Consider the following 24,720-nt stretch of genomic DNA (forward strand, 5'->3'; position numbering starts at 1 on the left):
GATTTATCAAGAGTAAGGAGGTGGGCAGATGGTGCTACCCTTGTCTGGCGCGTTACGCCGCTTCAAGCACTTATTGAAACATCGCAACCACTCCACACCAGCCAATCCTGCATTGACCTTAGCGCACACATTCACCGGCAACTTCGGGTTCGTCGATGAGCAAACACACAAAAGTCACGCGCTGAGCATCAGTCCTGAATTGGACATTAAGATCGACGGCCGCTCCCTTCCCGGTCATGTTACGGGGATCACGACCAACAAACTCACATTTCTTGACCATTATGGTTATCAATTGATCGTCACTTGCGGTGAATTTGGCCCGGAATCCGTTTATGACGAAGCCGAAGACGCCACATACCGCATCGTCTTGCCTGACACTCCGCCAGACGACCAGCCTGATTAACGCAAAAGCACCTTGTGAAAAATTATTTCACAAGGTGCTTTTTGCGTTTAATCTAAACCATAACGCTTCTCCAGCGAGCTCATCCACCAGCCTAAAGCGCAGCCGGCCACAAACATCCCAGCGCATACCAAGGTGCCTAAGCTTAAGTAGTTGAAATCTCGCGGAATGATCATGATCGTCGAGGCAAACACAACGCCTAAGATGATATGAAACAAATCCGTGTACCAGCGGGCAAACGCCCAATCCATCACTTTAGCCAACAACACCAAGCACACCACAGCGCCTAACGCTAACGGTACCAACACGGCGAAGTCGACAGTTTTGATGCCATCGGCCATGGCCTTATACATGCCCATGTAAACCAAGAAATTAGACGGCGACAAGCCTGGCACGATCAAGCCCAAGGCGATCAGGCCCCCAGCAATCATCCAAGTGCCGAAATTCTGCTCGACCCCGCCAGCAAACAGCTGCTCACCAAACAACAAGAACGCCAGCGCCACCAGTCCAGAAACCAGTGTCACCCACTTGTGGCGACCACCGCGCCCGGCTTTGCCGGCTTGTTGCCAAAGCGCAGGAATGGTGCCGACAATACAGCCGACAAACAGCCACAAGATCTGTGCTTCATAGGCGCCGAGAAAAAAGCTCACGGCAAACGACAAGCCGAAGACGCCGGCTAAACCGCCTAGGCCCACAGGAATGAAATATTGCACATTGCGTTTGAAATCAGTGAACGGATGCGCCAAGAACGTGATGATCCGCTCGTAGATCCCAAATACCGCAGCCAAGGCACCGCCTGATACCCCCGGCAGAATGAAACCAGAGCCGATGAAGCCCCCTTTGATGAAACGGAATAGCCAATCCATATGGTTACTCGCTTTCTATAGGTTTTTCACCATTATACAAGAACAACCGCCGCCGCCACAATCCGTCTTGCGCCTTAGCCGCGCGCAATGAACGTTGACGGCACAGCGATGTGGCCATGTTCAGCTTCAATGGCCAGGTTTAACGCATGCCGCCCCACTTCATGAAAATGGTGATCGATCGTCGGCAGATTCAACAAACGGCTGGACAATTGATTCTCTTGCCCCACCAAAAGCGGGCAAGGCAGGTGATGTTGCCGATAATATTGCACGGCCCCAGCGGCGATATCATCGCCATTGGTCAAGATCCCATCCAGCCCTTGTCCAGCCAATTTGGCAGCAGCTTGATAACCGGCGGCATTGCTCATCACATCATCAGCCAACCAAGCTTTTGGCGGGGTGAAGCCAAAGACAGTTTCATAAGCAGTCAGCATCGCCGCAGCCGTCGCCGAAAGCGCCGGCGTGCGCGGCAGAAACAGCCCCACGCGCTTGGCGCCATGGGCTTTAAGCCAGCGGCACCCGGCGACATAAGTATCACCGCGTTTAGTGAACGCCGCTGGCAACGCCAAGCGGCCAGGATCATGGCATAACACCACCGGCGCGTACTTCAAATACGGCACCATCTCTTCAGCATTCATCGCATGTGAGGTGAAGATCAGCCCATCATAAGCTTTGCGCCGCAATTGTTCCAAATATCCCAACTCGACAGTTGCATCATATTGTGAAGGCAGCAGCACCACATGATACCCTTTGGCAAACGCCGCTTGGGTGATACTGTCAGTCAAACTGGTGAAATACGGATGTTCGCGCATGGGTGTGACCACGCCGATGGCCCAGGTTTTGCCAGCAGATAAGTCGCGAGCCACGGCATTGGGCACATAATCGGCTTCGCGCATCACCTTCAACACCGCTTCACGCGCAGCTTGCGACACATACGGACGATCATTGATCACCCGCGACACTGTCGCCACTGAATAGCCAGCAAGCTTTGCAATATCATGAATGTTCAAAGCCTCACCCCCATGCATTCAGTCTACCACATCACAACTGGCGGCGAAGCTTCTCCAACGCACTTGCGTTAGCGGTGGCATATTGGTCAGCCTGGGCGCTTAAATGGGCTTTGATCTGCGCCATAATTGCACTGGTATCGGCATCTGCCGGCACTACCACCCCGACTAATGTGTCCACTTGCGCGCCATCGCCCCAAGCAATCGGCGCTGCCAAAGTCATGATCAGCGGCTCCGGCTGCTTAACAGCTTCACTTGAGGCATGGGTCAAAACGATGTGGTCGGCGATGATCGTGGCACCTTGCGCTTCGGTGGCCAAGAAACCTGAGCGTACGGTTTGCGCGGCGATATCTAACTTTTCTGAGGCAAACCCGGCAAGCTTGGCAATTGCGTTAAGTTCTGAACCATCCTTGATCGCAACATCAGTGACAACTTGTTTCTTTAATAATCCAAACATAATAATGACCTCCTTTTGAAGTACATCTTGAGGATAATTTGCGTAACGCGTTACAGGTCAAGTGTTTTCGAAAAAAAACTGCGCCAGATTAAACTGCTCGAATAGATGATGCAAAACTGTTTATTTGTAAGGACAAGTTATGTTATACTGTACCCATAAGGAGGCGGTTTCATATGGTACAATCCAGTCTAGTGCTCGTGTTGGTCTTGACGTTGATTCTGGCTGCGACGTTGTTTTATACGTTGCGCCAGCGCGTCGGTGTGCGTCAGGAGTCAGTGGAGGCGCAATTGGCATGGTATCAACGTCAATTGCAAGCCGGCCGCATTTCCCTTGCGCAGTATCAAGCGATCCGCCGCGAACTTACCCGCTAACAACTGAATACTGAGCGCGTCTTACCCACTTAAGGGTAAGGCGTTTTTTATTAACCAGAGCGGAGTGGCGCGCTCTTAGCGATGTGTATAAGACGGGATGACGCAAAGGCGCACTTTGCCTTGGCGGCGTCACGGCTTATACACAATCGCGTTGCGCCACGCAGCTCGACGAAGACCAGAGCGGAGCAAAGCGCTTTTAGCGGCTGATATAAGATGGGATGACACAAAGGCGGCCTTTGCCTTGGTGGCGTCCCATCTTATATCACTGCCGCGTATCACTGCCGCGTTGCTTTGCGCAGCTCGACGAAGACCACAGCGTAACCGGCAGGGACTTCGCTGTGGTAAAGCCCGGACAGGTGCTGCTTCGGCGTGTGGTCCGGCAAGCCGGCGCAGGCGGTGCGGCCGGCTGCAACCACGCAAAGTACGCGTGTTTTCCGCCTAAGTTCAAAGCCAGGCGCTCGCTGCGCTCACCTTGCCTGTCTTTGAACTTGCCGCGATCAGCAAAGCGAGCCAAGCACAGCCCGCTTGGCTCGCTTTGCTGATCGTTTCACGGCCTGACCGGCTTGCCGGACCACGCGCCTACGCACCCCCTGTCCTACAATATTCGAACTCGTTAACAAACAGTGCAGTCAACTATCAACAACGCCAATATCTAACAAGTCTCGGCTGACGTCCATGCATCTGCAGCACAGACGAGGCTGGTCAATTCTTGATTAACACCCTATTGCGGATTGGCTATTACTGCAAATTGATGCGCAATGTTGCCATACAACCGAGTGATCCTGATAACTGATTGCGCCTGCACGATTTGTGGAAACTATTTCGTACCATTGGTGAACCTGGTCATTTTGATTTTATCGGCTTGCCATGAATCCGAACATTCACTGATTTGGTGAGGCTTTGAAACCGATTCCATCTAAGGAAAATTTCTCTATTCAATTAATTTATGTCATAATACGAACGATGTATTTATATTCGTGTATTCAATTCGTGTTTTTGCGCAAATTCCCTTAACTTTGCCGGATTTTGCGTGTATACTTCAGTTCATCAACGAACTAAGGTGGTAATCGACATGCATTGGATCGCAGACTTATCGGCGGCAATTGGCGTCGTTTTGAATGGTATTCCTCAAGGGATCATGGCCATGATGTTAGGCTTTGCCGTGTTTCCCACGACCTTCTCTTTCCTGCTGGCGTCTGGGGTGAACGGCTTCTTCGGGGCTGTGGCACCTTTGTCTTTTCAAGCTGAATCGCTGGCCTTAGTCGGCAACTTGGGCAAATCATTGCGCGAGCGGACTTCGATCATCTTCGGCGGGTCCTTGATCATGGTGGTGATCGGCTTGACCGGCTCGCTGACGCGCATCGTTGACTGGCTGGGCAATGACATCATGAACGCGATGATGGCCGGCGTCGGCATCATGTTAGCCAAGATCGCCATTTCCATGACCAAAAGCGAAAAGAAAACCGGCTGGTTGTCGATCGCCGTGGCAATCATCGTGTACCTGTTGACCAAAGACTTGGTATGGACGATTGTTGCATCTGTCGGCATTGCCAGCTTGTATGCCGCATTCATCGAGAAATATCGCGCGGAATTGCCGGCTAACGTCACGGCGCGGCGCTTCATTTTCACCAAACCGCAGTTGAGTTGGCAGGTGCTGCGCGGGGCGTTGAGCCTGGCGTGCTTGAACATTGGCGCCAACATCTCCTATGGGTTGATCACTGGGCAAATGACCGGCATCAAGCCCAACCCAGTCAACTTGAATCTGTTGACGTCAACGCAAGCATTGGCAGATATGGGCACCAGCTTGTTAGGCGGGGCGCCAGTTGAAGCGATTATCTCCGCAACGGCCAGTGCGCCGGAGCCGGTGATCGCCGGAATCATGATGATGCTGATCATGGCGGTGATCTTGTTTGCCGGCTGGCTGCCAAAAATCGGCAAGTATGTCCCATCCAGTGCCATTGCCGGGTTCTTGTTGATCTTAGGCATGGTGGTGATTTTCCCAGCCGATGCGCAAGCTGCGTTGTCTGGCAGCCACATGATGATCGCTGGGATCACCATTGTCACCACGGCGGTATTTGATCCTTTCGCCGGGTTAGTCACCGGCGGCGTGTTGAAGTTCGTGCTGCCGCTGTTAGGTTTAGGTTTATAGGAGGAAATGATGGACACTTATGAATTGACCCTTGGCCCCTTGCACCGTCAGCTGCCAAAAATCGCCTTGAATCCGGAGTTGACGATCGCCTCGTTTGTCTTGTTAGGCGATACCGAACTCACCGATTACGCCGCAGATGCTTTGGCCAAGAAATTAGCAGATCAGCCTTTTGACTACTTGGTCACCATTGAAAGCAAAGGCATCCCCTTAGCCCAAGCGCTAAGCTCTCGCCTGAACCAAGCGCGCTTCATCGTGTTGCGCAAAAGCGTTAAAGACTACATGGTGGATCCGATCAGTGTGCCGGTGCATGCCATCACCACCAGCGCCGATCAGCGATTGGTGTTGGATGGTACCGACGCGAAATTACTCGCCAACAAGCGCGTGGCGTTAGTGGATGACGTCATTTCCACCGGCGGCTCGCTGGCCGCTGCCACCCAGCTGCTTGATCAAGCGCATGCGCAAGTCGTGGCGCAAGCGGCGATCTTGGCGGAAGGCGATGCCGCCAAGCGCGAAGACATCACGTTCTTGGCGCCGCTGCCGCTGTTTAGCACAACTGCGGCCAGTTAACAACGATCCCGGTTCACGATCATCGTGAGCCGGGATTTTTTTGGCTGGAAACGTATCCTTCCTGAGAATATTCTACAAATAGACTATTCACCACGCTTAGCTTCCGGTACACTGATCATAAGTCTATTTGGAGGAAAAAAGATGAATACGTTTCTTGCCTTATTATTCTTCGTTGCGCTGATTGCAACAGGATATCATACCGTGCGTTGGCTAATCGATAAGATCCAACACCACCCCCGCCACCACGGCCGCAACGCCTTGATCAGCCTAGGTGCGACTGTGGTGCTGATGATTGGCGTTGTCGCCACGACACCAAGCACCAATTTAACGCCTACGCAAGCGGCTGCGCAAATCAAATCCGCCGCGCACACGCAACATACATTGACAGCGCGCGTGGCTAAAGCTGACAGCACTGCCAAAAAGCTGGCGCAACAAAAAGCGCTGCTCAAAGCACAAGTCAAGCAAGCCAAACTAGCCGCGACTAAAGCCGCCGACCAGCGCGACGCCGCTAGCAGTTCCCTGGCCAAAGCCGCCAGTCAAAAAGCCGCTGCCGCAAGCGTTGCTGCCGCAAACAGCGCCAAGATCAAAGCCCAACAAGCAGCTGCTGCATCTAGTCAATCCGCCGCTGCCAGCAAGGCCCAAGCCCAAGCCGCAACAACCGCCAATTCCCGCTCCAAAGCCCAAGCAGCCGCAACCGGCGGCAACCATGCTGCCCCAGTCAACAATGGCGACATGAACACCGGCAACGCCCAGAAGATCGTCGGCAACGTTAATTCCAAGATCTATCATGTGCCAGGACAAGCCGGCTACAAGATGAACTCGGCCAATGCCCGCTATTTTGACACCGAACAACAAGCGATTGCTGCCGGCTATCGCAAGTCCAAACGCTAGGAGGCGCCTCGTCAATGAAGAAACTAATCACAGCACTGGTATTATGTGGCGCCTTGCTAGCCGGGTGCGGCCAGCAAACCGCCAGCGACGCGCAAGTCAGCTCCTTGTCAACTTTGACCAAAGCCAATCGCCAACACAATCAAACCGTCAAGACCAAAGAAGCCGCCAACCGCCAAGCCAAATCAGACATCAGCAGTTTGCAAGCCGACTTGAGCTCGTATCATCAAGCTGCCAAAGACGCATCTGAAGACGCCAGCGAACAACTGGCCAAAGCCAAACAAATCCCTAAAGCCAGCACCGCTGCGCCTAAGGCCACACCAGCGGCGCAAACCACGAACTTGGCCAATCAGAATTACGCCGGCCAACAAGAAATCGTGATCAACCAAGACAACCCAGGCTTTTCTAAAGCCGACTTAGCTACCAAAGCCGGCGCCTGGGAACAATACAGCGACCTGGACGCACAAGGCCGCGCGGTGGAAGCTCAAGCCTTGTTGAATCAATCCTTGACGCCCACGCAAAAGCGCGAAGGCTTGACTTATGATCCCACCGGTTGGCATAACCGCCGCACCGCCCATGGCTGGTTGTATAACCGCAGCCACTTGATCGGCTTTCAACTTTCTGGCGAAAACAACAACGAACGCAACTTGATCACCGGCACCATGTCGTTGAACAACCCGTTGATGTTGGCGCATGAAATGGATATCGCCGAATATCTGAAAGCTTCCAGCAGCCGCTATGTGCGCTATAGCGTCAAGCCTTGGTATCGCGGCAATGAATTGGTCGCCCGCGGCGTGCAAATGCGCGCACAATCCATTGGTGACAACACGATCCACTTCAATGTGTACATCTTTAACGTTGAAGCCGGCTACACCATCGATTATGCCACCGGCAACAGCACGGCCAATTAAAATAGCAGGTCCTGGCTGAATTTAATTCAGCCAAGACCTGCTTATTTTATTAACGTCCAGCTTCTACATATGCCAATGAATCAAATTCTTGCACAGCCACTTGGCGATCAGTGATGGTCAAGCGCGTGACGCTGGCGTTGTTAAGTTTGTTTTGGCCATGCAAGTCATAGCCGATATAAGCCAGCCACAACAAGCTTACCGTGCCATGAGAAACGACCATCACCCGCTTGGCCTTCGTCGCGGCAATTTGACGCAGGGTAGCATCAAAGCGCTTTTGCACCATGACGGCATCTTCGGCTTGGGCATCGAGTTGGTGCACGCCATTGGCAATCACCGTTAAGTCATGCACATCAGCGCCTGGCAGAAGCTTCTGCAAGCGCTCCGTGCGTTCTTGTTGCGGATGGCCTTCAAGGCTGGCGTAATCTTCTTCACGCAAGCCAGGCAGAGTTTGCACTGGCAGGTATTGGTCAGCCGCCTCAAGGGCCAATTCAGCGGTGTCTTTGGCACGCTTTAAGTCACTGCTGTAAGCGGCGTCAAACACCACGCCGGCTTGCATCAAGCCGCGGCCTAACGCTTTGGCGTCAGCTTGGCCCAAGGCGGTCAATTCAGAATCAGCCATGCCTTGAATACGGGCTTGGACGTTATACACGGTTTGCCCGTGGCGGATCAGGTAAATTTCAGTCATCATAGCCTCCATTGCATATGGAAGCTATTGTAGCATATTCATCAACAGCATCAACCCAGCAATCACAAACAACACCGCACAGCATCCAGAATAAATCACGATCATCATGCGCGCTTCATGACCTTGTTTGCTTGTATTGGCTTGATCGCTGGCTTGCACTTGCAAGAAGCCATACAAACACTCACCAAGCGAACCAAAACCCAACACCAATAGCAAGCCGGCGACCAGCAGTCCCATAACCTTCCCCCATTCATACGTGTTGTGGCTGATTGGGGTCACAAAAGCGCCTGTCGCTTGCGACAAGCGCCATGATTTAAACCAATCCTGCCAACAAAGCCAGCCCCATCGCAACCAACACCACGACAAAGAAGACACCATAACCATCTAGCACCACTGCGGTTTGCCCAGCAACCGGCCGCCTCAAGGTCACCACTTGCCAACAAGCCACCGCAAGCAACATGAGTCCAAATAGAATTTTCATGATGACACTTCCTTACAGCTCAATTGTACGCGCTTACAAATCCGCATGCAAATTTCTTGCTGCGCCATGTTAAATATTCACATTCTCAGCAGATTCCTTACCAGAATCGCCACACATTCTTCGCGCCTGTCAGCGATACTAGAACCAACGTGAATTAACTGTCACTCAGAAAGGAATTCTGCTTATGCATAATGCTGCTCACATCGCTGTTTTTGTCATCACTTTCGGTTTGATCGCCACTTCCACCATTGTCGCGTACGGCCACAACCGGCGTCGTGCCTTGATCCCAGTCAAATCTCGCTAAACCCACAATGGCCCGCTTACCGATAAAGTAAGCGGGCCATTATCGTGATTACCGCGTGGCTAACCAATCCCGGATCTGCAAGGCGATTTCAGTTGGCGTCAAGGTGTCTGTGGCGATCACCAAATCGGCTAGCTCGTGATAGCGCGGATCGCGCTGGGCTTGCAAGGCCACTAAGCCGGCTTGGCCGAGTTCTTGCACCAACGGCCGGTTGGCATCGGCGCCAATGCGCTGTAAAATCGTCGCCGGCTTGGCTTCTAACAACACCACCGGAGCGCTGCTTGCTTTGAGCAGCGCAAAGTTTTGCGGTTGCACCGGCGCGCCGCCGCCAGTGGACAAGACGCCGTCGATATCAAGTGCGTTAAGCAATGTTTCATGTTCCAGCGCGCGAAATCCGGCATCCCCGCGCGCAGCGAAGATTTCCGGAATCGAACAGCCGGCTGCTTCAACGATCAAGTCATCCAGATCATGATGGGCCACCCCCAGTTGTGCGGCCAATTGGCGGCCGACGGTGGTTTTGCCGGCGCCCATGAAACCCACTAAGATCACTGCCATTGCTTATACCTCCGCTTGCTCATCAATGCTGCGCCGCACCGCTTGGGCATGGGCGAAGAAATCATACATCGCCGCTTCATCATGCGCGGCGATCATGTCGCGCGCTTGGGTGAGCTGGTTGATGTAATCGTCTAATTCTGCCACGATAATGTCGGTGTTGGATTGCATCACCGCCGTCCACATGGTGGGATCACTGGCGGCAATGCGGGTGGTGTCGCGAAACCCGCCAGCGGCAAAATTCAACGCCTCTGGCTGCTTGGCCAACCCGGCAGCCGCATTTAACGCCAAGCACGCCGCCACCACATGCGGCACATGAGAAATATGCCCAACTAATTCATCGTGTTGTGTCGCCGACAACATTTCAAAATACATCCCCGACGCCGACAACACATTGCGCAGCGCCAAGATCTGCGCCGGCGTGGCGTTGCCATTGACCAAGAAATAATGATGCTCGGCAAATAACCCGGCGCGCCCGGCTTTGACGCCGGATTTCTCAGAGCCGGCCATGGGATGCCCGCCGACAAAAGTCACACCTTTGGCCATCAGCGGTTGCGCCGCTTGCATCACCGCAGTTTTGGTTGAACCAGTATCGGTGACGATCACGCCAGGCTTCAGCGGAATATCAACTAACTGCGCCAATTCCTTGACGATTTGCGTCACCGGGGTGGCCAAGATCACCACATCAGCCGTGGCCGCATCTGCCCAGCCAGCAGCCACGCGATCCACCACTTTATGCGCCCCGGCCCAAGCCAAAGCCTTGGCATCAGCATCAAAGCCCACCACCGTCACATCGCCGCGCCGCTGGCGAATCGCCCGCGCCATACTAGAGCCGATCAGCCCTAAGCCTTGAATAAATACTTCAGTCATCTTATTCCCCCAACAAGCTTTGCAAATCAGCAAAAAATTCCGGATAAGACACCCCAACGGCATCCGCATCAGCCAGTGTTAAGGCATCAGGCACCAATAACGCCGCTAAGCCTAACATCATGCCGATGCGATGATCGCCATGGCTGGCCAAGTGCGAAGCTTGCGTGTGCCAAGGCTTGCGCCCGTCGATGACAAAACCATCAGGCAATTCGCGAATCGCCACGCCAAGCTTGCCGAGTTCTTCAGCAACACAGGCAATGCGATCCGTTTCTTTGACCCGCAATTCTTCAGCACCGGTAACGGTGGTGATGCCTTGGGCTTTGGCGGCTAACAGCGCCACCAACGGCAGTTCATCAATGATCGCCGGGATCTGCGCAGCGCCAAGGTCAACTGCGTGCAAGGCGGCACTTTGTACGCGAATGGTGCCGACTGCTTCACCAGCCGACTGACGCGCTTGGACGGTAACATTGCCGCCCATTTGGATCAACACATCCAACAACCCGCGCCGCGACGGATTTAAGCCCACATCAGTCAAGGTAATATCAGAATTTGGCACCAGCGTGGCCGCCACCATGAAGAAAGCGGCACTGGACATATCGCCTGGCACTTGCACGACTTGACCGTGCAAGCCTTGTGTCGGCTGCACGGTGATGGTCATTTTGTCAGCACTCACTGCCACATCGGCGCCGAAGGCTTGCAACATGTTCTCGGTGTGGTCGCGCGTGGGCAGCAATTCATGCACCACCGTGGGACTGTCGGCAAATAACCCCGCTAAGATCACAGCAGATTTCACTTGGGCGCTGGCCACTTGCAGCTGAATCTCGGCGCCATGCAAGGTTTGCCCATGCACCGTCGCTGGCAAATGGCCATCAGTAGTGGTGATCTTGGCCCCCATTTGGGCCAAAGGATCAGCCACGCGGCGCATTGGGCGCTTGGACAGCGAAGCATCCCCAACTAATGTGGTATCAAACGCCTGCCCTGCCAACAACCCCATGATCAAACGCGTGGTGGTGCCGGAATTATTCATCGCCAAAGCCGTCTGCGGCTGCTTCAGGCCATGCATGCCTACCCCATGCACGACCACTTCTGAACCATCACGTTCGATGGGGACACCCATGGCTTTGAACGCTTCAAGGGTGCTTAAGCAATCTGCTGAAGTCAAGAAGTGATGCAAATGCGTGGTACCTTCTGCCAAGCTGCCGAGCATGATACCGCGGTGTGAAATGCTTTTGTCGCCAGGCACCGCCAAAGTCCCGTGCAAGCCATGCTGCACGTTGGTGATCAATTGCTTATCCATCTTATCCTCCGCTTAAAACTGCGCAAATTCTTTGCGATATGCCGCCACTTGTTGCTGCAAGCGCGCCAAATTCGCATCATCGAATGTCTGCGTCAGCGCATCAGCTAACGTATAAGCCACTGCCGCTTCCACCACGATCGACGCTGGCACAATGGCTGTGGTGTCTGAGCGTTCCACATTGGCTTTAGACACTTCATGGGTGTGAATATCTACAGATTGCAGCGGCTGATACAGCGTCGGAATCGGCTTCATGGCGCCGCGGACCACCACTGGCATGCCATTGGTCATGCCGCCTTCAAAGCCGCCTAGGTGATCGCTTAAGCGCGTGTAGCCGCTATCTTGATGCCAATCAATTTCATCCATCACTTCCGAGCCGAAATTTGTCGCCGCCTCAAAGCCGTCGCCGATTTCCACGCCTTTAAACGCGTTAACGCCCATCACTGCCGCGGCAAGCTTGGCGTCTAACTTCGCATCCCAGCTGGTGTAGCTGCCTAATCCTGCTGGCACGCCGTTAGCCACCACGCGCACAATGCCGCCTAAAGTATTGCCGGCATGGCGGGTTTCATCGATCAAGGCATGGATACGGTCCACATCATCATCAGCCAGCATGCGCATGTCGTTTTCGGAAATCGCCTTTTCAATTGCTGCAACATCTAAAGGCTTCTCTGCCGGGCCGGCTACGGTGCCGACTTGATCAACATAACCCACTAAGGTGATGCCTACAGCGTTAAGCAGTTGCTTGCAAATCGCGCCGATGGCCACACGCATCGCCGTTTCACGGGCGCTGGAGCGTTCCAGCACATTGCGCATGTCGTGATGGCCGTATTTCTGGCCGCCGACCAAATCGGCATGGCCAGGCCGCGGCCGCGTCACTTGACGTAAGGAATTTTCTGCGGTTTCTTCAGCCGTGGGCGACATGATCTCACCCCAATGGCCGTGATCGCGGTTGGCCACCACCAAAGCGATCGGGCCGCCCATGGTGATGCTGTGGCGCACACCGCCGACGATTTGCACGGTATCATGTTCGATCTTTTGGCGGCTGCCGCGGCCATAGCCGCCTTGACGCGCTGCCAAAGCCGCGTTGATGGCATCGATATCCAAGTGCAACCCGGCAGGTACGCCGGTTAAGATCCCGGTGAGTTGTGGGCCGTGTGATTCTCCTGCTGTCATGTAATTCATGATTAAACCTGCGCTTTCTTCAGTTGTTCATTTTGTAAGGCTCGTGATTCCTGCATGATCGTGGTAAAAATGCCGCGGATCGCTTCAGCTACCGCCGGATCGTCCACGTCTTTGGTAGCATGTGCTAACACTTGCGCTTCGCGGGTGACGTTTAACACCGGTAAATTGGCGCTGGCTTTCAGCTGGGCGATTTGCCGACTGGCGGCAAATCGGCTTTGCAGCAACTTGGCGATTTGCGCGTCGATTTCATTGATCTCTTGGCGCTGCTTGGCCAAACCCGCTTGGGCTTGCTGCCACGCGGCGTTATGTATTTCGTCTTGATTCATCATGCCATTGCCTCCTGTTGCGTTGTTTGCGCTTCATGCATGGCGCTGCGTGCGACAAACACCAGCGCCAGCCCAGCCACAGCCACGAGCAAATCAGCCCGCAATGCGGTGGCTAAATTGACATGTGCCGATAACCAGCCGGTGATCAGCGGCACCGAAAACGTCGCCAAGCTGCCGAAATTCATGAAGATCCCAGTGATCAAACCTTTGATATTGGGGTACATGCTCAAAAACATCGTCAAGCCCACTTGCATGCCGCCTCCTGCCGCCGACAAGCCGAAGACAAACGCGGCAATCATGCCGATCAACGGCGTATGCACCAAGCACACCGCCGCTAACGCCAGCGCCCCACAAGCGTTCAAAGCCACCAGCAGCCAGCCTTCAGGAACTTGTTTGCGCAACAAGGCGAAAATCACCAATACACCGGTGATACTGCCTACCGAGTAGCTGGATAATAACAAGTGGGCATTAAGATTCGAAAAGCCTAATACCTTGGTGGCATACAAGCTGATCCATTGGGTGAACCAAATCATCAAGCCCATTGACGTGTAACCATACAAAGCCAAAGCAATCGTTGCCAACACCTTGCGCGGCATGCTTAAGGTCAATTGCTGATGTGTCGCATCAGCGATACCGGCATTAATGGCCGGAAATTGGATCGGCACCAGCAACGCGGCGTTGATCACCAACAGCACCACCCCGATGGCAAAGGACCAGCCGTACCAACCATGCATGTTTTCATTATAAGCCACGAAAATCGGTAAGATGAACTCCCCGATCGACATTGCCGCTTTGATCAAGACATTCGACGCCTTGGCCTTGCCGCCAAGATCTGCAAAAGTCGGATACGACCCGGCGTCAAAAGCGGAATTGGCTGCCCCGGCACACATTGCCAAACCATAAGCCACCTGCAAGTTATGCGTGAGCATCATCCCGGCAAAAAACACCAAATATAAGGCCATGCCAATGTAGATGCAGGCTTTGCGTCCCATTTTGTCGGCTAAGACGCCGAAGGCAAAATATGCCGGAAAGCGCCCCAGCCCGACGCCAGATAACACCAAGGCGACAGTGGCGACTGGAGAGCCAAAGCTTTGGCTCAACGCTTGCATATTCTGCGCGATGATGATCAAGCCAATGCCATGGACGATGTAATTGAGGTACAAGCTTAACGATAAGCGATGCTGCATAGATGTTGTCATACGGATCTCCTTTGCAATCAAAAAGCCAACTAGACGTCTAGTTGGCTTGAAAGATACAAGGGATTCGTATCGCCGCTAGCTAGACAAGTGTCTAACCGGCAAGCGAAAAGGGCTTTGCCACCTTAGACACGGACGTGTACGTCCGTGCCAAGCACGGACATTACCTAAAGTAGTAAAAGCCATAATAGTAAGCTGCAACTGCGATATGTTGAGAATTAACCATTATCATGATCCCTTTTCGTTTTATAAGTTGTTTTTAATTAAAACACCATTTATGTGAAAGGTCAACCTATAATTATCATCAAGGCTTAATCTTGTTTGTCGACAGACGCTGAAACCCCGCGTCGCGCATGCGGCAGCACCTGCAAGAAGCTGGTACTTAACACCAACAATCCGCCAACGATTTCCGCAATACCGAAATGCGCATGAAAGGCGATGATCGCCACCACCGTTGCTGTTAGCGGCTCAAACACATTCAACATCCCCACCACCGTTGGCGACACCGCCTGCAGGCTCACCAGATACAACAAATAAGCAAACAACGTGCCAAACACCGTCACATACCCGATACCGCCAACGATCGCAACCGTCAAATGCGGCGCTTGGGTCAGCCACAATACCGGGCTCATCACGATCCCGGCAAATAACATCGCCCAAGCGATCACCACCGGCGCAGACACTTGTTGCAGCAAATGCACTGGCAAAAGCGTGTATAACGCCGCGCCAAGCCCTGCGGCCACGCCCCAAAACAACCCTTGCGGCGACAACGCCAACTTGGTCAACTGGCCATGAGTGACCAACAGAATGATCCCCACAAACGCCACGATCAGCGAGATCACGTCAATGCGCGCCGGCCAGCTGCGCGTGCGCAGCGCCAGCCACAACACGATAAATAACGGCCCCAAATATTGCAATACCGTAGTTGTTGGCGCATTGGACGTGGCAACGGCAGTGAAATAAGAAAACTGCGACACCACCACCCCAAACACCCCAAAGCCCAACGCTTGTATCAACAAGTGCGGCTGATGCACCAGCGCCACCGTTTCTTCACGCCGTGTGGCCAAACACCAGATCATCAACAAACACCCGGCTAACAACAGCCGCACCGCCACCAGCCAATCCGGCCGCAAATGCGCTGAATCAAACAGCCACTGGGCCACATTGCCTGACACGCCCCATAATACTGGCCCCAATACCGCACACAGCAAACCTTTTACTCGCGCTGACATCATATTCCCCCATCTGATAATTCCGCTTAATGCTACCACAACAAAAGGCGCACAGCCAAGCGGCTATGCACCTAAAATTATGAAATAATATCAGAAATTTGATGAATCGGTTGGAACATCATGCCGTCGTCGAACTACATGGCCCAATGCCCCAGCGTAGAAATCGTGAGCCGCTTGGGCATCAACCGCCCAAACGGCGTCCCCGCTGCTACTCATGGCTAGGTACACGCTGCTTAGCTCTAGTCTTTCGTGGGCCGCGGTGTTTCGCAATCATCTATCAATCATCCCACGACACGCCTCACACCACTTAAGTCCATCTCACTATCAGGCAGCCTGACTCGAATCATGAAGGACAGGTGTTGCGCAGGTGCGCGGGGCCAGCAAGACGGTCAGGCCGTGAAACGATTAGCACAGTGAGACTTGCGGGCTGTGCAAGGCTCGCTGTGCTAATCGCGGCAACTTTTGAGATTTGCAAGACGAGCCGCAGGCGAGTGCAAAGCTCAAAAGTTAGGCGTAAAACACGCGCACTTTGCGTGGTTGGAGCCGGCCGCACCGCCTGCGCCGTCTTACTGGCCCCGCGCGCCGGAGCAACACCTGTCCGGACCCTGCCCACCTTTTACGCTGTGGTCTTCGTCGAGCTGCGCAAAGCAACGCGGCGTGATATAAGTCGTGACGCCGCCAAGGCAAAGAACGCCTTAGCGTCATCCCGCCTTATATCCACCGCTAAACCCGCTTTGCTCCGCTCTGGTTTTCACTCTGGTCTTTTTCTGCCAATTGTTCCAAATACCACTGACTGGCCAGCATCTCCGAGCAATCCCACTGATTGGCCAAGTTGATCTCATAAATCATCGACGCATTCGAATTCATCGCATGCAGCACCCGCCGCCAATTGATCGCCCCGTTGCCAACGATCAGGCTGTCATGCGTCAACCCCATCGAATCCACCAAATGATAATGCCGCACAAACGGCCGCAAATGGCGCATCGACGCGATCAAGCGGTTGTTGTCGCCGTGCACATAGATGAACGCATGCGACACATCAAAGGCCAATGGCAATTGCAGCGCCAATAACTTGGCTTCAAATGCTGGATCTCCGTATGCAAACACTGGTAAGATCGAGTTTTCAAACACGACATTGTCCGGCGCCATCGCAGTGAAATCTACCATCCGGCCTAACACCACCTTCTGAGCAGTCGCCAGATCCGGCCAATCGCTGGTGAAGTCGTGTTCGCCGCGGTGGCGCCCGTAGCCGCCATGGATCAAAGCCACAGCGCCGACTTGCTTGGCAAATTCGATCAAGCGCTTCGAGCTGGTCATCACGAATTCATAAAGGGCCGGATACGCCAGTTTGTTGACGCACAGTTCACAGCGCAACCCTTGATATTTCATCGGATGATGAAACACCACACGCGGTACCACGGCTTGGACTTTGGCGACCATCGCTTCAAAATGCGCCCAGCCTGCTGGTGTGAAGTCGGCTTCGGTTAAGTGAAACTCGAAGACATCCGGGTGGTGTTGCAACCGGTTGTCGATTTGTTGTTCATCAGTGCTGGCTTTCAAGCCAAGCTGCAAGGCCATCGTGTCTCCCTCCCTTAACTGGGCAAGCGCCGCATCATCCGCTTCAAACGCGGCCGATCAATCAAGCGCACCCCCAGTTCATCTGCCAGTTCATTGGCAGAATCAGAGAATTCGCTGTTGGTGATCACGGCAGCTTCGTCGAGTTTATAGAAATTATGCCCGGTCCATACTTCTTGGACGGCTTTATTCCCGACAAAACCAGTATACCGCTTGCACTGAAAACCGCACGTTTTTCCTTGCTTGGTGGCGATGATGTCGATGCCTTGATCGCCGGTGGCTTGGGTGACTTGCACTTTCTTGTAGCCGTTTTTCTTCAACAAGAACCCGCAGAAATGCTCGAATTCTTCGCCTTCCATGGCGTCAACTTGTTCCAGCTGCAAATCGCGGTATTTGAAGTGATGCCGATACAGCCACCACGCGTGATAAACGACGAAGATGCTGATCACCACAAACACGACTGGATCAATGTGGGCTTTGATTTGGATCGCCAAGAACCGGCGCACCACAAAACAATAAACCAACGCCAAGCAAAAGGCTGCCCACAGCGCATAATAGGCGCGCTTTAATAATTGGTGTAACATCGCGAACCTCTTTTCCGTTGTTGTCCTTACTAATGTACCAGAAGCATCAGCGCCTCGCCTAGGGCTTTAGCCCAAAATCCATTGCATCGCCGCCAAAAATTCGGTACGCTAAAGGTAATTACGAGAGGAAGCGGTTGCATGTCAGTTACCACCAAAGTCTTCGCCAGACTTCAAAATGAAGTCATCACCCAATACAGTCTCACCAATCAAAACCAAATGGCCGTTAGATTATTGACCTTCGGTGCCAGAGTCCAGCAGTTGCGCTTACCTGAAGCCAACGGCGCAGACCCGAATCTGATTGTCGGCTTTGTCACCTTGCAAGATTATCTCAATCAACCCGAGCACTTCGGGGCTTTGTTAGGCCGCGACTTCGCGCATCCAACTCGCACTGATTGGCAGAATTGGAACTGGGCGGCCACCATCGATGGTCCAAATCAAGTCAGCTTCCACTTAACGCTGGATCAAACTGCCGATGATACACCAGGTCAACAACAACTCACCGTGACCCACCAGTTGGATGATGACAATGTTTGGACGAGCAGCTTGCAGGTCACTTCTGACACGCCAATCACCATCCGCCCTTGGCAAAACCTCGCCTTCATGCTGACTGGCGACCCGGCGCGCACCATTATGCATCAGCAATTAACCTTAGGTGACGCTGCGCCGATCACACCAACGGCCACAGTCAGCACCGCCACCAAAGTCCGCTTGGCTGACGCCGCTTGGGCGCTTGATTGGACCACTAGCGGCTTAGGCGTGGCGGTGTCAACTTATGAACACCTGGATACCACCACCAACTTCAACGGCATTCAAGGCCACCCCCACGCCGCGGTGGGGTTGCGGCCGCTGGTGGACGCGCAAGATGCCGGAGTCATCGTCGACGCGGCACATCCATATACCTTGACCACCACTGTGCAACTGCACGCCAATTAAGGCTTGGTTGCACCAAAAACGCCTTCCGCAAATGTGATGCGAAAGGCGTTTTTGTGCTGGCACAGCAACTTTTAGTGGTTATATTCGGCTTGGGCCAAGTTGGCACTAAATTCGCTGATGGCATAGCCAACCCGGGTGCGGGTGACACCGTTTTTGGTTTCATGCAAAACCACGGAATTCTCGTCTTGAGCGACTTCAACATAGTAACTGGAAACGCCGGCTGGCAAATCGGCTTTGGCAGCAACTAACTTGTTACCTTCAGTGGTGAAGTGCACCAATTGTAAGCTAGGTGTGGTGGCTGTGGTGAACAAGTCCCCCACGCGCATTTCGTCGCTGGAAGCCTTCAAGCCGGAGAAGCTCAGCACATCAGGGCCATAATGCATGCCAGTGGTACGGTCCCCATAAATGTTAGCGGCTTTGGAATAGAAATCTTGGTTCTGGATGCGATCTGCCACAGTTTCACCGGTGCGGCTGTTGGCCGAAACGGAAGCGACCCCGATCAACGCGAGAAACGCGGCCACGACGACGATGGATACAATACTCGTTAACTTCTTCATGTGTTTGCTGCCTCCTGTATGAATATCTGCTTATTTCTGTATCAATATCTTTCAACAATTTCTATCATACACGATTATTCTGATTTGTGAAGTCTTCGGTGACCGGTTTCCTAAGTTTCCTTGAATTTTTCATGAAACTCTTATATTGAACGGGCTTTCATCATATTTTTGCAAGGTTACATGACATTTAATCTAAAATATCAGTTGAGCATTTGCCTGATCACCATTTGCTGAATCCTGTTTTTCTGATGTGTTCATTGTATCACTATGCGGCAAACCAAAAGTGTCCAAGCCATCGCTCGCATCGTTGCGAGACACTTTGTAAAGCAAAACTGCTCTGCATCGCGATTCATCTTGCAAATCGCGGTGCAGAGCAGTTTGCGTTATTGGCGCAGCCGCTTTACGTCTCAGCTGTCATGTTTATGATTTTGTTGGCGGCTTTGGGGTTAACCGCTTGGCTAAGGCTAATAAATAGGCCCGCAGCTGTGCTTGGACTTCTGGGTGCGTTAACCCGTATTCGATTGTGGTTTGCACAAATCCGAACTTGTTGCCGACATCAAAGCGCTGGCCCTTGAATTCATGGGCGAACACGCGCTGGGTGCGATTTAATGCATCAATCGCATCAGTGAGTTGAACTTCACCGCCAAGGCCCGGCTTTTGTTGATCGAGCAAGTCAAAGATCTCAGGCGTCAGCAGATACCTGCCGATGATCGCCAAGTCTGACGGCGCATCGGCGACTGCCGGTTTCTCCACAAAGCGCTTCACGTTATACAGCCCAGGACGCACCGCCTTATCCGGATCGATCACCCCGTAAGCGGAAACGTCGTCATGCGGCACCTTCATCACCGCCAAGATCGAAGCGTGGGTTTGATCATACGCTTCGATCAATTGCTTGGTCAGCGGCACCTGGTCGGTCATCAGATCATCGCCTAGCATCACCACGAAAGGCTCATCAGCAATGAATGAACGCGCCAAGCGCACCGCATCGCCTAAGCCATTGGGATAAGGCTGGCGCACGAAGAACAGATTCACGCCGATATCCGTGGTTTCATGCACCAGTTGCAGCAAATCTTGTTTGCCTTTGGCGGCGAGGTTTTGTTCCAATTCTGGGGCCGAATCAAAATGATCTTCGATAGAACGCTTCTGTTTGCCTTCCACGATCAGAATATCTTCAATGCCAGAAGCCTTGGCTTCTTCCACAATAAATTGAATGGTGGGTTTATCCACGATCGGTAACATTTCTTTGGCTAAGGCTTTGGTCGCCGGCAGAAACCGGGTTCCGAGGCCGGCGGCTGGGATCACTGCTTTGCGAACTTTCATGATGGCGCCTCCTTGTGCGATAGGATACCTTAATGATACGTTAGCACGGCGATTTTGCCCAATTTTTGCCAGCAAGTGCCGCTAAGAATTTTCTGCAAGCAGTGGCGCGCCATGCTTCAACAATGTAAACTATAGTTAGCGCACTGCATAAGGAGGATAATATGCACGAAGAAAACACGTTGATTCTAGTCAAGCCAGACGGTGTGGCCAGCGGCCATATCGGCGACGTCATCACCCGGCTGGAACGCCGCCGTTTCACCATCACCGCTTTGAAAGTCGTCCAAGCCACCCCGGCGCAGCTGCAACAACATTACGCCGCTTTAGTCGGCAAGCCTTACTACCCAGGCATCGAAGCGTTCATGACAGAAGGCCCGCTGGTGGCCATCATCGCCAGCGGCGTGGATATTGTGGAAACTTTCCGCAAGATGACCGGCCCTACCAACCCGCAAGAAGCTTTGCCTGGCACGATTCGCGGCGATTTCGCCCGTGCTTGGGGCCCAGGCCCGATCCGCAACGTGGTACATTCTTCAGACTCTGTGGCCAGTGCCGAACGCGAAATGAAGATCTGGTTTCCAGAACGCTTCGCCTAAAAAAATCCCGGTTAGCAATTTGCTAGCCGGGATTTTTTAAGCTCAGCGGGCGCTGACCGCGTAGTCAAAAGCATTCTGCCAAAGGGCACGACTCTTGGCATCTTGGGCGTGCTGCGCAAAGCGGTTCAACAACAGCTTGCCGTTTAAAACATCAAAGTTATACGTGGATTCTGGGACGATGACGGATTCGTTTTTCATAATGTTGGCTTCCTTAATTGAAATTTTCATCTTCAATATATCACATATTTCAAGTAAGGAAACCGATTTGCCAAAGAAGGCTGATTTGCACAATCAATAGGACAGTTTCAAACGTTTTCTATAACAGAATTAGTATAAATAGTAACCGGCTGTTTCCAGCTGAAAGGCGGGATTATAGTCGCTGCTGGCAGTCAACTGGGCAATGTCATAAGGTGTTTGCATCACGCGCCCACACAGATATTCCAGGTATGTATGTGCTGTGCCAAGTTGCGGCAAAGGCTTGGTATAAACCAGCTCGGCGGGATACAGCGCCGCCAAATTCGCCAGGATTTCAGCACCTAGGCGCAGCGGGTTGAGCCCATTGTCTTGCACGTGCAGCTGCACGCCTTGGCAGATCTGTCCAGCATAACGCCCTTGCATCGGCTTGAACCAGATTGGTTTAAAGCCCACGCGGCCGCGCTGGCTGGCCAGTTGACGCAAGCGCTTGGCCAGCTTGATGCCGTCAATAAACGGCGCGCCAATTTGTTCAAAAGGCCGCACCGTGCCTCGCCCTACGGAAATGTTAGTGCCATCCAGCAACCCTAACCCAGGATATAAGCGCACCGCCGCTTCGGTTGGCAAGTTCGGCGAAGGCGCCTGCCATGGCAAGCCGTTTTGGGTGATGGTTAAATGCGGGTTCCAATTGATCAGCGGCACCACCTCTAATTGCAGCTCAGGCAGCTGGGTGGCTTGGATCCAGCGCGCCAATTCGCCGATGGTCAAGCCGTACAAAGCCGGCGTGGCCAGCAATCCGACAAATGACATGTATGCCGGCGCCAAGCGCGTGCCAAGCGGCTGTTTGCGGCCGATGGGCAGCGGCCGATCCATGACGATCATCGGCTTGCCAGCTTGTTCGGCTTTTTGCATCACGCGCAACAAGGTGTTGATGAAGGAATGATAGCGCACGCCGGTGTCTTGAATATCAAACACCACCACATCCAAATCGGCTAAATCAGTAAAGTCCGGCATGAATTTCTCGCCATATAAACTGACCACCGGCACCTTGAGTTGGGGATCGCAAGCCACATCAGCCACGGTTTCGTGTCCGGCATTCAGCCCATGCAAGCCATATTCCGGGGCAAACAGCTTCACCACCGTACCAAATTGGTTTAACACGCTGCCAGTCGGTTCAAAGCGGCTGGTCAAGCCGCTGAAATTCGTCACCAACCCGATTCTGGCGTGTCTGATCAAACTCGAATACGCCGCGATGTTCTCGACTCCTACTAGCATCTTGTCACCTTTTTTCTTGAAGTATTGCCCACATTGTACCACCGCCTGAGTCTTGTTCATAATTCACAAGGCACTTCTTCGCAATTTCAGCCAGTGCGCGCTACACTCCCTTTAAAGCAGAAATGCTTGGCAATTGACCCAATATCTTGAGATGAGGTGATCATTATGACCAGTTATCCGCGCCGCGATCCCGCGGCAGATACATTGTTGACACCGGAGAATGCCGCTTTGTTGGTGATCGACTATCAACCCACCCAGATCCAATCTGTGCGATCGATCGATCATCCAACCTTGATTGCAAACATTGAAATGACGGTGCAATTGGCCTTGGCCTACCATGTGCCAGTCGTGTTATCCACCGTCAACGTGGCCACCGGGCGCAATCAAGAAACCATTAAACCCTTGCGTCAACTGCTGGAAGGCGTGCCCAGCTACGACCGCACCAGCATCAACGCCTGGCAAGACAAAGATTTCGTCGAAGCCGTTAGCGCTACTGGCAAACAACAATTGGTAATGGCCGGGTTGTGGACTGAAGCGTGCTTGACCTTCCCGGCACTAGACGCGCTGCGGGCTGGATATGACGTGTTTGCCGTAGCGGATGCAGTTGGCGGCACCAGCACCGTCGCTCATGAAACAGCGCTTAGGCGCATCGAACAAGCCGGCGGTGAATTGATCACCAACGCGCAGCTGGCTTGTGAGTGGCAGCGGGATTGGAATCGCACCGAATATGTGCCAGACTTCGTACGCTTACTGCTAGGCGCCGGGGATTTCATTGATTTAAGCTGAAGCGAACGAGGCTGAGACATAAAGCGGTTTTAGCCAATAACGCAAGCTGCTCTGCACCACGATTCGCACTATGAATCGCGGTACAGAGCAGTTTGCGTTACTTGGCGTTGCTTTATGGAACGCGACGATGTGACTTATGTCTTAGCAACGTTTTCGTATGATCAGCCAACGATCAATTCAACTTCTACCAAAGCGCCTGCTGGGATCACAGCCGCAAAAGTCGAACGCGCCGGTTTAGAAACCACATATTCACCATAAATGGCGTTGAACTTGGCGAAATCATCGATATTCGCCAGCAAACAAGTGGCTTTGGCCACGTCGGCATATGTTTTGCCAGCGGCTTGCAAAATTGCCTCGAGGTTCTGCATGACTTGGCGGGTTTGGGTTTCAATATCGCTGCCAGCCAATTTACCCGTTTGCGGATCGATGCCGATTTGGCCGGAAATAAACACCAAGTCCCCAACTTGCTTAGCTTGTGAGTATGGGCCAAGGGGTTCTGGCGCATTAGGCGTGTAGATTGTTTCCATAAATGAGAGCCTCCTAAGATTGATGTCATCATTTTACCATAATTCTATCATGGAAACAGGGTTATTTTGTTGTCGTCAACAGTTGATAAACCGGCAACAAGGCCAGGAATTCTTGTTGAATCGTGCGCCACAAGCGCGTTGGGTCTTGCCAAGTTGGCGCTTGCGCCAAGTGATTGGCCACCAGCAGCCACTCTGCTTTTGCCACTTGTTTAAAGCGGGTATTCTGTGCGGCAAGGGTTGCGGCATTCAAGGGCTGAGTGGCTTTATTGATATGCGAATCTGCCAAAGCAAAGCCTTGAGGCAGCTGCGCCAACGTCGGCAGCACACCAAAGAAAGGCTTGGCTTCTTGCAACACGCCCACCCACAAAAACAACCGATCATCCCAAAAGCCCAGCTCGACATGCGGCAGCATCTTATAGCCGCGGGCACTGGCAGATAAGGCCAGCCACGTGTTCTGCGGCGGATTGACGTGGCGTCTGGCGTGTTTGGCAATGTGCACAGTGAAATCAACGCCGGCATGCTGCTTGGCCAAGTACTGCAATTGGCTGCCGGCTTGGGCGAATTTAGGGCCGAGTTGGGTGCGGATCAAGGCCAAGCGGCGATCCACATCCGGCTCTTGGAATATTCGAAAATCAGATTCGTTAAAGAT

The 24,720-nt window shown here is 53.1% G+C and carries 30 protein-coding genes; 9 read left to right on the top strand and 21 right to left on the bottom strand.

Annotated features, from left to right (window positions below; translation table 11 throughout):
- Nucleotides 1-40 precede the first annotated feature (40 nt).
- Nucleotides 41-403: a DUF4828 domain-containing protein gene (locus tag ACGG90_RS09090; RefSeq protein WP_390408697.1), complete on the top strand. Its 363-nt coding sequence runs from the start codon at nucleotides 41-43 to the stop codon at nucleotides 401-403.
- A 47-nt stretch (nucleotides 404-450) separates the two neighbouring features.
- On the opposite strand, the gene ACGG90_RS09095 is transcribed toward ACGG90_RS09090, so the two are convergent.
- The 3 genes from ACGG90_RS09095 to ACGG90_RS09105 form a co-directional block, all read right to left on the bottom strand.
- Nucleotides 451-1,266 (bottom strand): DUF368 domain-containing protein, encoded by an 816-nt coding sequence (locus ACGG90_RS09095; protein WP_390408574.1) that lies wholly within the window; start codon nucleotides 1,264-1,266, stop codon nucleotides 451-453.
- Between the two features lie 74 nt (nucleotides 1,267-1,340).
- The gene (locus tag ACGG90_RS09100; RefSeq protein WP_390408576.1) at nucleotides 1,341-2,273 is read right to left on the bottom strand and encodes a LacI family DNA-binding transcriptional regulator; all 933 of its coding nucleotides are present in this window, start codon (nucleotides 2,271-2,273) and stop codon (nucleotides 1,341-1,343) included.
- Nucleotides 2,274-2,304: 31 nt separating this feature from the next.
- On the bottom strand, nucleotides 2,305-2,727 hold the full coding sequence (locus tag ACGG90_RS09105) for a PTS sugar transporter subunit IIA (protein WP_390408579.1): 423 nt from the start codon (nucleotides 2,725-2,727) through the stop codon (nucleotides 2,305-2,307).
- 173 nt (nucleotides 2,728-2,900) lie between these two features.
- On the opposite strand from ACGG90_RS09105, the gene ACGG90_RS09110 reads away from it, so the two are divergent.
- From ACGG90_RS09110 to ACGG90_RS09130, 5 genes are all read left to right on the top strand, one after another.
- Nucleotides 2,901-3,098: a hypothetical protein gene (locus ACGG90_RS09110; protein WP_390408581.1), complete on the top strand. Its 198-nt coding sequence runs from the start codon at nucleotides 2,901-2,903 to the stop codon at nucleotides 3,096-3,098.
- Nucleotides 3,099-4,170: 1,072 nt separating this feature from the next.
- On the top strand, nucleotides 4,171-5,247 hold the full coding sequence (locus ACGG90_RS09115) for an NCS2 family permease (RefSeq protein WP_390408584.1): 1,077 nt from the start codon (nucleotides 4,171-4,173) through the stop codon (nucleotides 5,245-5,247).
- 9 nt (nucleotides 5,248-5,256) lie between these two features.
- Complete coding sequence (locus ACGG90_RS09120) at nucleotides 5,257-5,814, top strand: phosphoribosyltransferase family protein (protein ID WP_390408587.1); 558 nt, start codon at nucleotides 5,257-5,259, stop codon at nucleotides 5,812-5,814.
- Nucleotides 5,815-5,955: 141 nt separating this feature from the next.
- Nucleotides 5,956-6,705 (top strand): sunset domain-containing protein, encoded by a 750-nt coding sequence (locus tag ACGG90_RS09125; protein ID WP_390408590.1) that lies wholly within the window; start codon nucleotides 5,956-5,958, stop codon nucleotides 6,703-6,705.
- Between the two features lie 14 nt (nucleotides 6,706-6,719).
- Nucleotides 6,720-7,613, top strand: coding sequence for a DNA/RNA non-specific endonuclease (locus ACGG90_RS09130; RefSeq protein WP_390408594.1), 894 nt, complete (start codon nucleotides 6,720-6,722; stop codon nucleotides 7,611-7,613).
- A 49-nt stretch (nucleotides 7,614-7,662) separates the two neighbouring features.
- Here the strand turns inward: ACGG90_RS09130 and ACGG90_RS09135 are convergent, their stop codons facing one another.
- The 12 genes from ACGG90_RS09135 to ACGG90_RS09190 all read right to left on the bottom strand — a co-directional run bounded on the left by ACGG90_RS09135 (nucleotide 7,663) and on the right by ACGG90_RS09190 (nucleotide 17,891).
- The gene (locus ACGG90_RS09135) at nucleotides 7,663-8,298 is read right to left on the bottom strand and encodes a histidine phosphatase family protein (protein WP_390408597.1); all 636 of its coding nucleotides are present in this window, start codon (nucleotides 8,296-8,298) and stop codon (nucleotides 7,663-7,665) included.
- A 24-nt stretch (nucleotides 8,299-8,322) separates the two neighbouring features.
- Nucleotides 8,323-8,535, bottom strand: coding sequence for a hypothetical protein (locus tag ACGG90_RS09140; RefSeq protein WP_390408600.1), 213 nt, complete (start codon nucleotides 8,533-8,535; stop codon nucleotides 8,323-8,325).
- 76 nt (nucleotides 8,536-8,611) lie between these two features.
- Entirely contained in the window at nucleotides 8,612-8,779 is a 168-nt protein-coding gene (locus tag ACGG90_RS09145) for a hypothetical protein (RefSeq protein WP_390408603.1), read from the bottom strand.
- A gap of 352 nt (nucleotides 8,780-9,131) precedes the next feature.
- Nucleotides 9,132-9,635 (bottom strand): shikimate kinase, encoded by a 504-nt coding sequence (locus ACGG90_RS09150; protein WP_390408605.1) that lies wholly within the window; start codon nucleotides 9,633-9,635, stop codon nucleotides 9,132-9,134.
- Between the two features lie 3 nt (nucleotides 9,636-9,638).
- On the bottom strand, nucleotides 9,639-10,502 hold the full coding sequence (locus ACGG90_RS09155) for a prephenate dehydrogenase (RefSeq protein WP_390408608.1): 864 nt from the start codon (nucleotides 10,500-10,502) through the stop codon (nucleotides 9,639-9,641).
- Between the two features lies 1 nt (nucleotide 10,503).
- Complete coding sequence (gene aroA / locus ACGG90_RS09160; RefSeq protein WP_390408610.1) at nucleotides 10,504-11,799, bottom strand: 3-phosphoshikimate 1-carboxyvinyltransferase; 1,296 nt, start codon at nucleotides 11,797-11,799, stop codon at nucleotides 10,504-10,506.
- 12 nt (nucleotides 11,800-11,811) lie between these two features.
- Nucleotides 11,812-12,981 (bottom strand): chorismate synthase, encoded by a 1,170-nt coding sequence (gene aroC, locus ACGG90_RS09165; protein ID WP_390408701.1) that lies wholly within the window; start codon nucleotides 12,979-12,981, stop codon nucleotides 11,812-11,814.
- The gene (locus ACGG90_RS09170) at nucleotides 12,981-13,307 is read right to left on the bottom strand and encodes a chorismate mutase (RefSeq protein WP_390408613.1); all 327 of its coding nucleotides are present in this window, start codon (nucleotides 13,305-13,307) and stop codon (nucleotides 12,981-12,983) included. Before ACGG90_RS09170 ends, aroC begins: the two co-directional genes overlap by 1 nt.
- Nucleotides 13,304-14,503 (bottom strand): MFS transporter, encoded by a 1,200-nt coding sequence (locus tag ACGG90_RS09175; RefSeq protein WP_390408616.1) that lies wholly within the window; start codon nucleotides 14,501-14,503, stop codon nucleotides 13,304-13,306. The genes ACGG90_RS09170 and ACGG90_RS09175 overlap by 4 nt, the downstream gene beginning before the upstream one ends.
- 308 nt (nucleotides 14,504-14,811) lie before the next feature.
- Complete coding sequence (locus ACGG90_RS09180) at nucleotides 14,812-15,732, bottom strand: DMT family transporter (RefSeq protein WP_390408619.1); 921 nt, start codon at nucleotides 15,730-15,732, stop codon at nucleotides 14,812-14,814.
- A gap of 723 nt (nucleotides 15,733-16,455) precedes the next feature.
- On the bottom strand, nucleotides 16,456-17,304 hold the full coding sequence (locus tag ACGG90_RS09185; protein WP_390408704.1) for a sugar phosphate isomerase/epimerase: 849 nt from the start codon (nucleotides 17,302-17,304) through the stop codon (nucleotides 16,456-16,458).
- A gap of 20 nt (nucleotides 17,305-17,324) precedes the next feature.
- Entirely contained in the window at nucleotides 17,325-17,891 is a 567-nt protein-coding gene (locus ACGG90_RS09190) for a restriction endonuclease (RefSeq protein WP_390408621.1), read from the bottom strand.
- A 138-nt stretch (nucleotides 17,892-18,029) separates the two neighbouring features.
- On the opposite strand from ACGG90_RS09190, the gene ACGG90_RS09195 reads away from it, so the two are divergent.
- A complete protein-coding gene (locus ACGG90_RS09195; RefSeq protein WP_390408624.1) occupies nucleotides 18,030-18,824 on the top strand; it encodes an aldose epimerase family protein in 795 nt (264 codons plus the stop codon).
- A gap of 71 nt (nucleotides 18,825-18,895) precedes the next feature.
- Here ACGG90_RS09195 and ACGG90_RS09200 read toward each other — a convergent pair whose 3' ends face one another.
- Together ACGG90_RS09200 and galU are read right to left on the bottom strand one after the other, a co-directional pair.
- A complete protein-coding gene (locus ACGG90_RS09200) occupies nucleotides 18,896-19,381 on the bottom strand; it encodes a hypothetical protein (protein WP_390408627.1) in 486 nt (161 codons plus the stop codon).
- Nucleotides 19,382-19,801: 420 nt separating this feature from the next.
- Nucleotides 19,802-20,701 (bottom strand): UTP--glucose-1-phosphate uridylyltransferase GalU, encoded by a 900-nt coding sequence (gene galU / locus ACGG90_RS09205; protein ID WP_390408630.1) that lies wholly within the window; start codon nucleotides 20,699-20,701, stop codon nucleotides 19,802-19,804.
- Nucleotides 20,702-20,862: 161 nt separating this feature from the next.
- Between galU and ACGG90_RS09210 the strand changes: the two genes are divergently transcribed.
- The gene (locus ACGG90_RS09210; protein ID WP_390408633.1) at nucleotides 20,863-21,291 is read left to right on the top strand and encodes a nucleoside-diphosphate kinase; all 429 of its coding nucleotides are present in this window, start codon (nucleotides 20,863-20,865) and stop codon (nucleotides 21,289-21,291) included.
- A 42-nt stretch (nucleotides 21,292-21,333) separates the two neighbouring features.
- Here ACGG90_RS09210 and ACGG90_RS09215 read toward each other — a convergent pair whose 3' ends face one another.
- Both ACGG90_RS09215 and ACGG90_RS09220 read right to left on the bottom strand, forming a co-directional pair.
- The gene (locus ACGG90_RS09215) at nucleotides 21,334-21,489 is read right to left on the bottom strand and encodes a hypothetical protein (protein WP_390408636.1); all 156 of its coding nucleotides are present in this window, start codon (nucleotides 21,487-21,489) and stop codon (nucleotides 21,334-21,336) included.
- Between the two features lie 129 nt (nucleotides 21,490-21,618).
- Nucleotides 21,619-22,818 carry an exo-beta-N-acetylmuramidase NamZ family protein gene (locus ACGG90_RS09220; protein ID WP_390408639.1) on the bottom strand — a complete coding sequence of 400 codons (1,200 nt, stop codon included), beginning with the start codon at nucleotides 22,816-22,818 and terminating at the stop codon, nucleotides 21,619-21,621.
- Nucleotides 22,819-22,923: 105 nt separating this feature from the next.
- Between ACGG90_RS09220 and ACGG90_RS09225 the strand changes: the two genes are divergently transcribed.
- Nucleotides 22,924-23,544 (top strand): isochorismatase family protein, encoded by a 621-nt coding sequence (locus ACGG90_RS09225; protein ID WP_390408642.1) that lies wholly within the window; start codon nucleotides 22,924-22,926, stop codon nucleotides 23,542-23,544.
- A 161-nt stretch (nucleotides 23,545-23,705) separates the two neighbouring features.
- Here the strand turns inward: ACGG90_RS09225 and ACGG90_RS09230 are convergent, their stop codons facing one another.
- Both ACGG90_RS09230 and ACGG90_RS09235 read right to left on the bottom strand, forming a co-directional pair.
- The gene (locus ACGG90_RS09230) at nucleotides 23,706-24,071 is read right to left on the bottom strand and encodes a Rid family detoxifying hydrolase (protein ID WP_390408645.1); all 366 of its coding nucleotides are present in this window, start codon (nucleotides 24,069-24,071) and stop codon (nucleotides 23,706-23,708) included.
- Between the two features lie 61 nt (nucleotides 24,072-24,132).
- A complete protein-coding gene (locus ACGG90_RS09235; RefSeq protein WP_390408707.1) occupies nucleotides 24,133-24,720 on the bottom strand; it encodes a DUF1054 family protein in 588 nt (195 codons plus the stop codon).

Source organism: Lacticaseibacillus jixiensis (assembly GCF_042847315.1).
GTDB lineage: Bacteria > Bacillota > Bacilli > Lactobacillales > Lactobacillaceae > Lacticaseibacillus > Lacticaseibacillus jixiensis.

What these genes read in the sequence shown, in the direction of transcription:
- ACGG90_RS09095 (WP_390408574.1), bottom strand. Translation starts at nt 1,266, where the DNA reads ATGGATTGGCTATTCCGTTTCATCAAAGGGGGCTTCATCGGCTCTGGT.
- ACGG90_RS09105 (WP_390408579.1), bottom strand. Translation starts at nt 2,727, where the DNA reads ATGTTTGGATTATTAAAGAAACAAGTTGTCACTGATGTTGCGATCAAG.
- ACGG90_RS09110 (WP_390408581.1), top strand. Translation starts at nt 2,901, where the DNA reads ATGGTACAATCCAGTCTAGTGCTCGTGTTGGTCTTGACGTTGATTCTG.
- ACGG90_RS09115 (WP_390408584.1), top strand. Translation starts at nt 4,171, where the DNA reads ATGCATTGGATCGCAGACTTATCGGCGGCAATTGGCGTCGTTTTGAAT.
- ACGG90_RS09120 (WP_390408587.1), top strand. Translation starts at nt 5,257, where the DNA reads ATGGACACTTATGAATTGACCCTTGGCCCCTTGCACCGTCAGCTGCCA.
- ACGG90_RS09125 (WP_390408590.1), top strand. Translation starts at nt 5,956, where the DNA reads ATGAATACGTTTCTTGCCTTATTATTCTTCGTTGCGCTGATTGCAACA.
- ACGG90_RS09130 (WP_390408594.1), top strand. Translation starts at nt 6,720, where the DNA reads ATGAAGAAACTAATCACAGCACTGGTATTATGTGGCGCCTTGCTAGCC.
- ACGG90_RS09135 (WP_390408597.1), bottom strand. Translation starts at nt 8,298, where the DNA reads ATGACTGAAATTTACCTGATCCGCCACGGGCAAACCGTGTATAACGTC.
- ACGG90_RS09140 (WP_390408600.1), bottom strand. Translation starts at nt 8,535, where the DNA reads ATGGGACTGCTGGTCGCCGGCTTGCTATTGGTGTTGGGTTTTGGTTCG.
- ACGG90_RS09145 (WP_390408603.1), bottom strand. Translation starts at nt 8,779, where the DNA reads ATGAAAATTCTATTTGGACTCATGTTGCTTGCGGTGGCTTGTTGGCAA.
- ACGG90_RS09150 (WP_390408605.1), bottom strand. Translation starts at nt 9,635, where the DNA reads ATGGCAGTGATCTTAGTGGGTTTCATGGGCGCCGGCAAAACCACCGTC.
- ACGG90_RS09155 (WP_390408608.1), bottom strand. Translation starts at nt 10,502, where the DNA reads ATGACTGAAGTATTTATTCAAGGCTTAGGGCTGATCGGCTCTAGTATG.
- aroA (WP_390408610.1), bottom strand. Translation starts at nt 11,799, where the DNA reads ATGGATAAGCAATTGATCACCAACGTGCAGCATGGCTTGCACGGGACT.
- ACGG90_RS09170 (WP_390408613.1), bottom strand. Translation starts at nt 13,307, where the DNA reads ATGATGAATCAAGACGAAATACATAACGCCGCGTGGCAGCAAGCCCAA.
- ACGG90_RS09175 (WP_390408616.1), bottom strand. Translation starts at nt 14,503, where the DNA reads ATGACAACATCTATGCAGCATCGCTTATCGTTAAGCTTGTACCTCAAT.
- ACGG90_RS09180 (WP_390408619.1), bottom strand. Translation starts at nt 15,732, where the DNA reads ATGTCAGCGCGAGTAAAAGGTTTGCTGTGTGCGGTATTGGGGCCAGTA.
- ACGG90_RS09190 (WP_390408621.1), bottom strand. Translation starts at nt 17,891, where the DNA reads ATGTTACACCAATTATTAAAGCGCGCCTATTATGCGCTGTGGGCAGCC.
- ACGG90_RS09195 (WP_390408624.1), top strand. Translation starts at nt 18,030, where the DNA reads ATGTCAGTTACCACCAAAGTCTTCGCCAGACTTCAAAATGAAGTCATC.
- ACGG90_RS09200 (WP_390408627.1), bottom strand. Translation starts at nt 19,381, where the DNA reads ATGAAGAAGTTAACGAGTATTGTATCCATCGTCGTCGTGGCCGCGTTT.
- galU (WP_390408630.1), bottom strand. Translation starts at nt 20,701, where the DNA reads ATGAAAGTTCGCAAAGCAGTGATCCCAGCCGCCGGCCTCGGAACCCGG.
- ACGG90_RS09210 (WP_390408633.1), top strand. Translation starts at nt 20,863, where the DNA reads ATGCACGAAGAAAACACGTTGATTCTAGTCAAGCCAGACGGTGTGGCC.
- ACGG90_RS09215 (WP_390408636.1), bottom strand. Translation starts at nt 21,489, where the DNA reads ATGAAAAACGAATCCGTCATCGTCCCAGAATCCACGTATAACTTTGAT.
- ACGG90_RS09220 (WP_390408639.1), bottom strand. Translation starts at nt 22,818, where the DNA reads ATGAACAAGACTCAGGCGGTGGTACAATGTGGGCAATACTTCAAGAAA.
- ACGG90_RS09225 (WP_390408642.1), top strand. Translation starts at nt 22,924, where the DNA reads ATGACCAGTTATCCGCGCCGCGATCCCGCGGCAGATACATTGTTGACA.
- ACGG90_RS09230 (WP_390408645.1), bottom strand. Translation starts at nt 24,071, where the DNA reads ATGGAAACAATCTACACGCCTAATGCGCCAGAACCCCTTGGCCCATAC.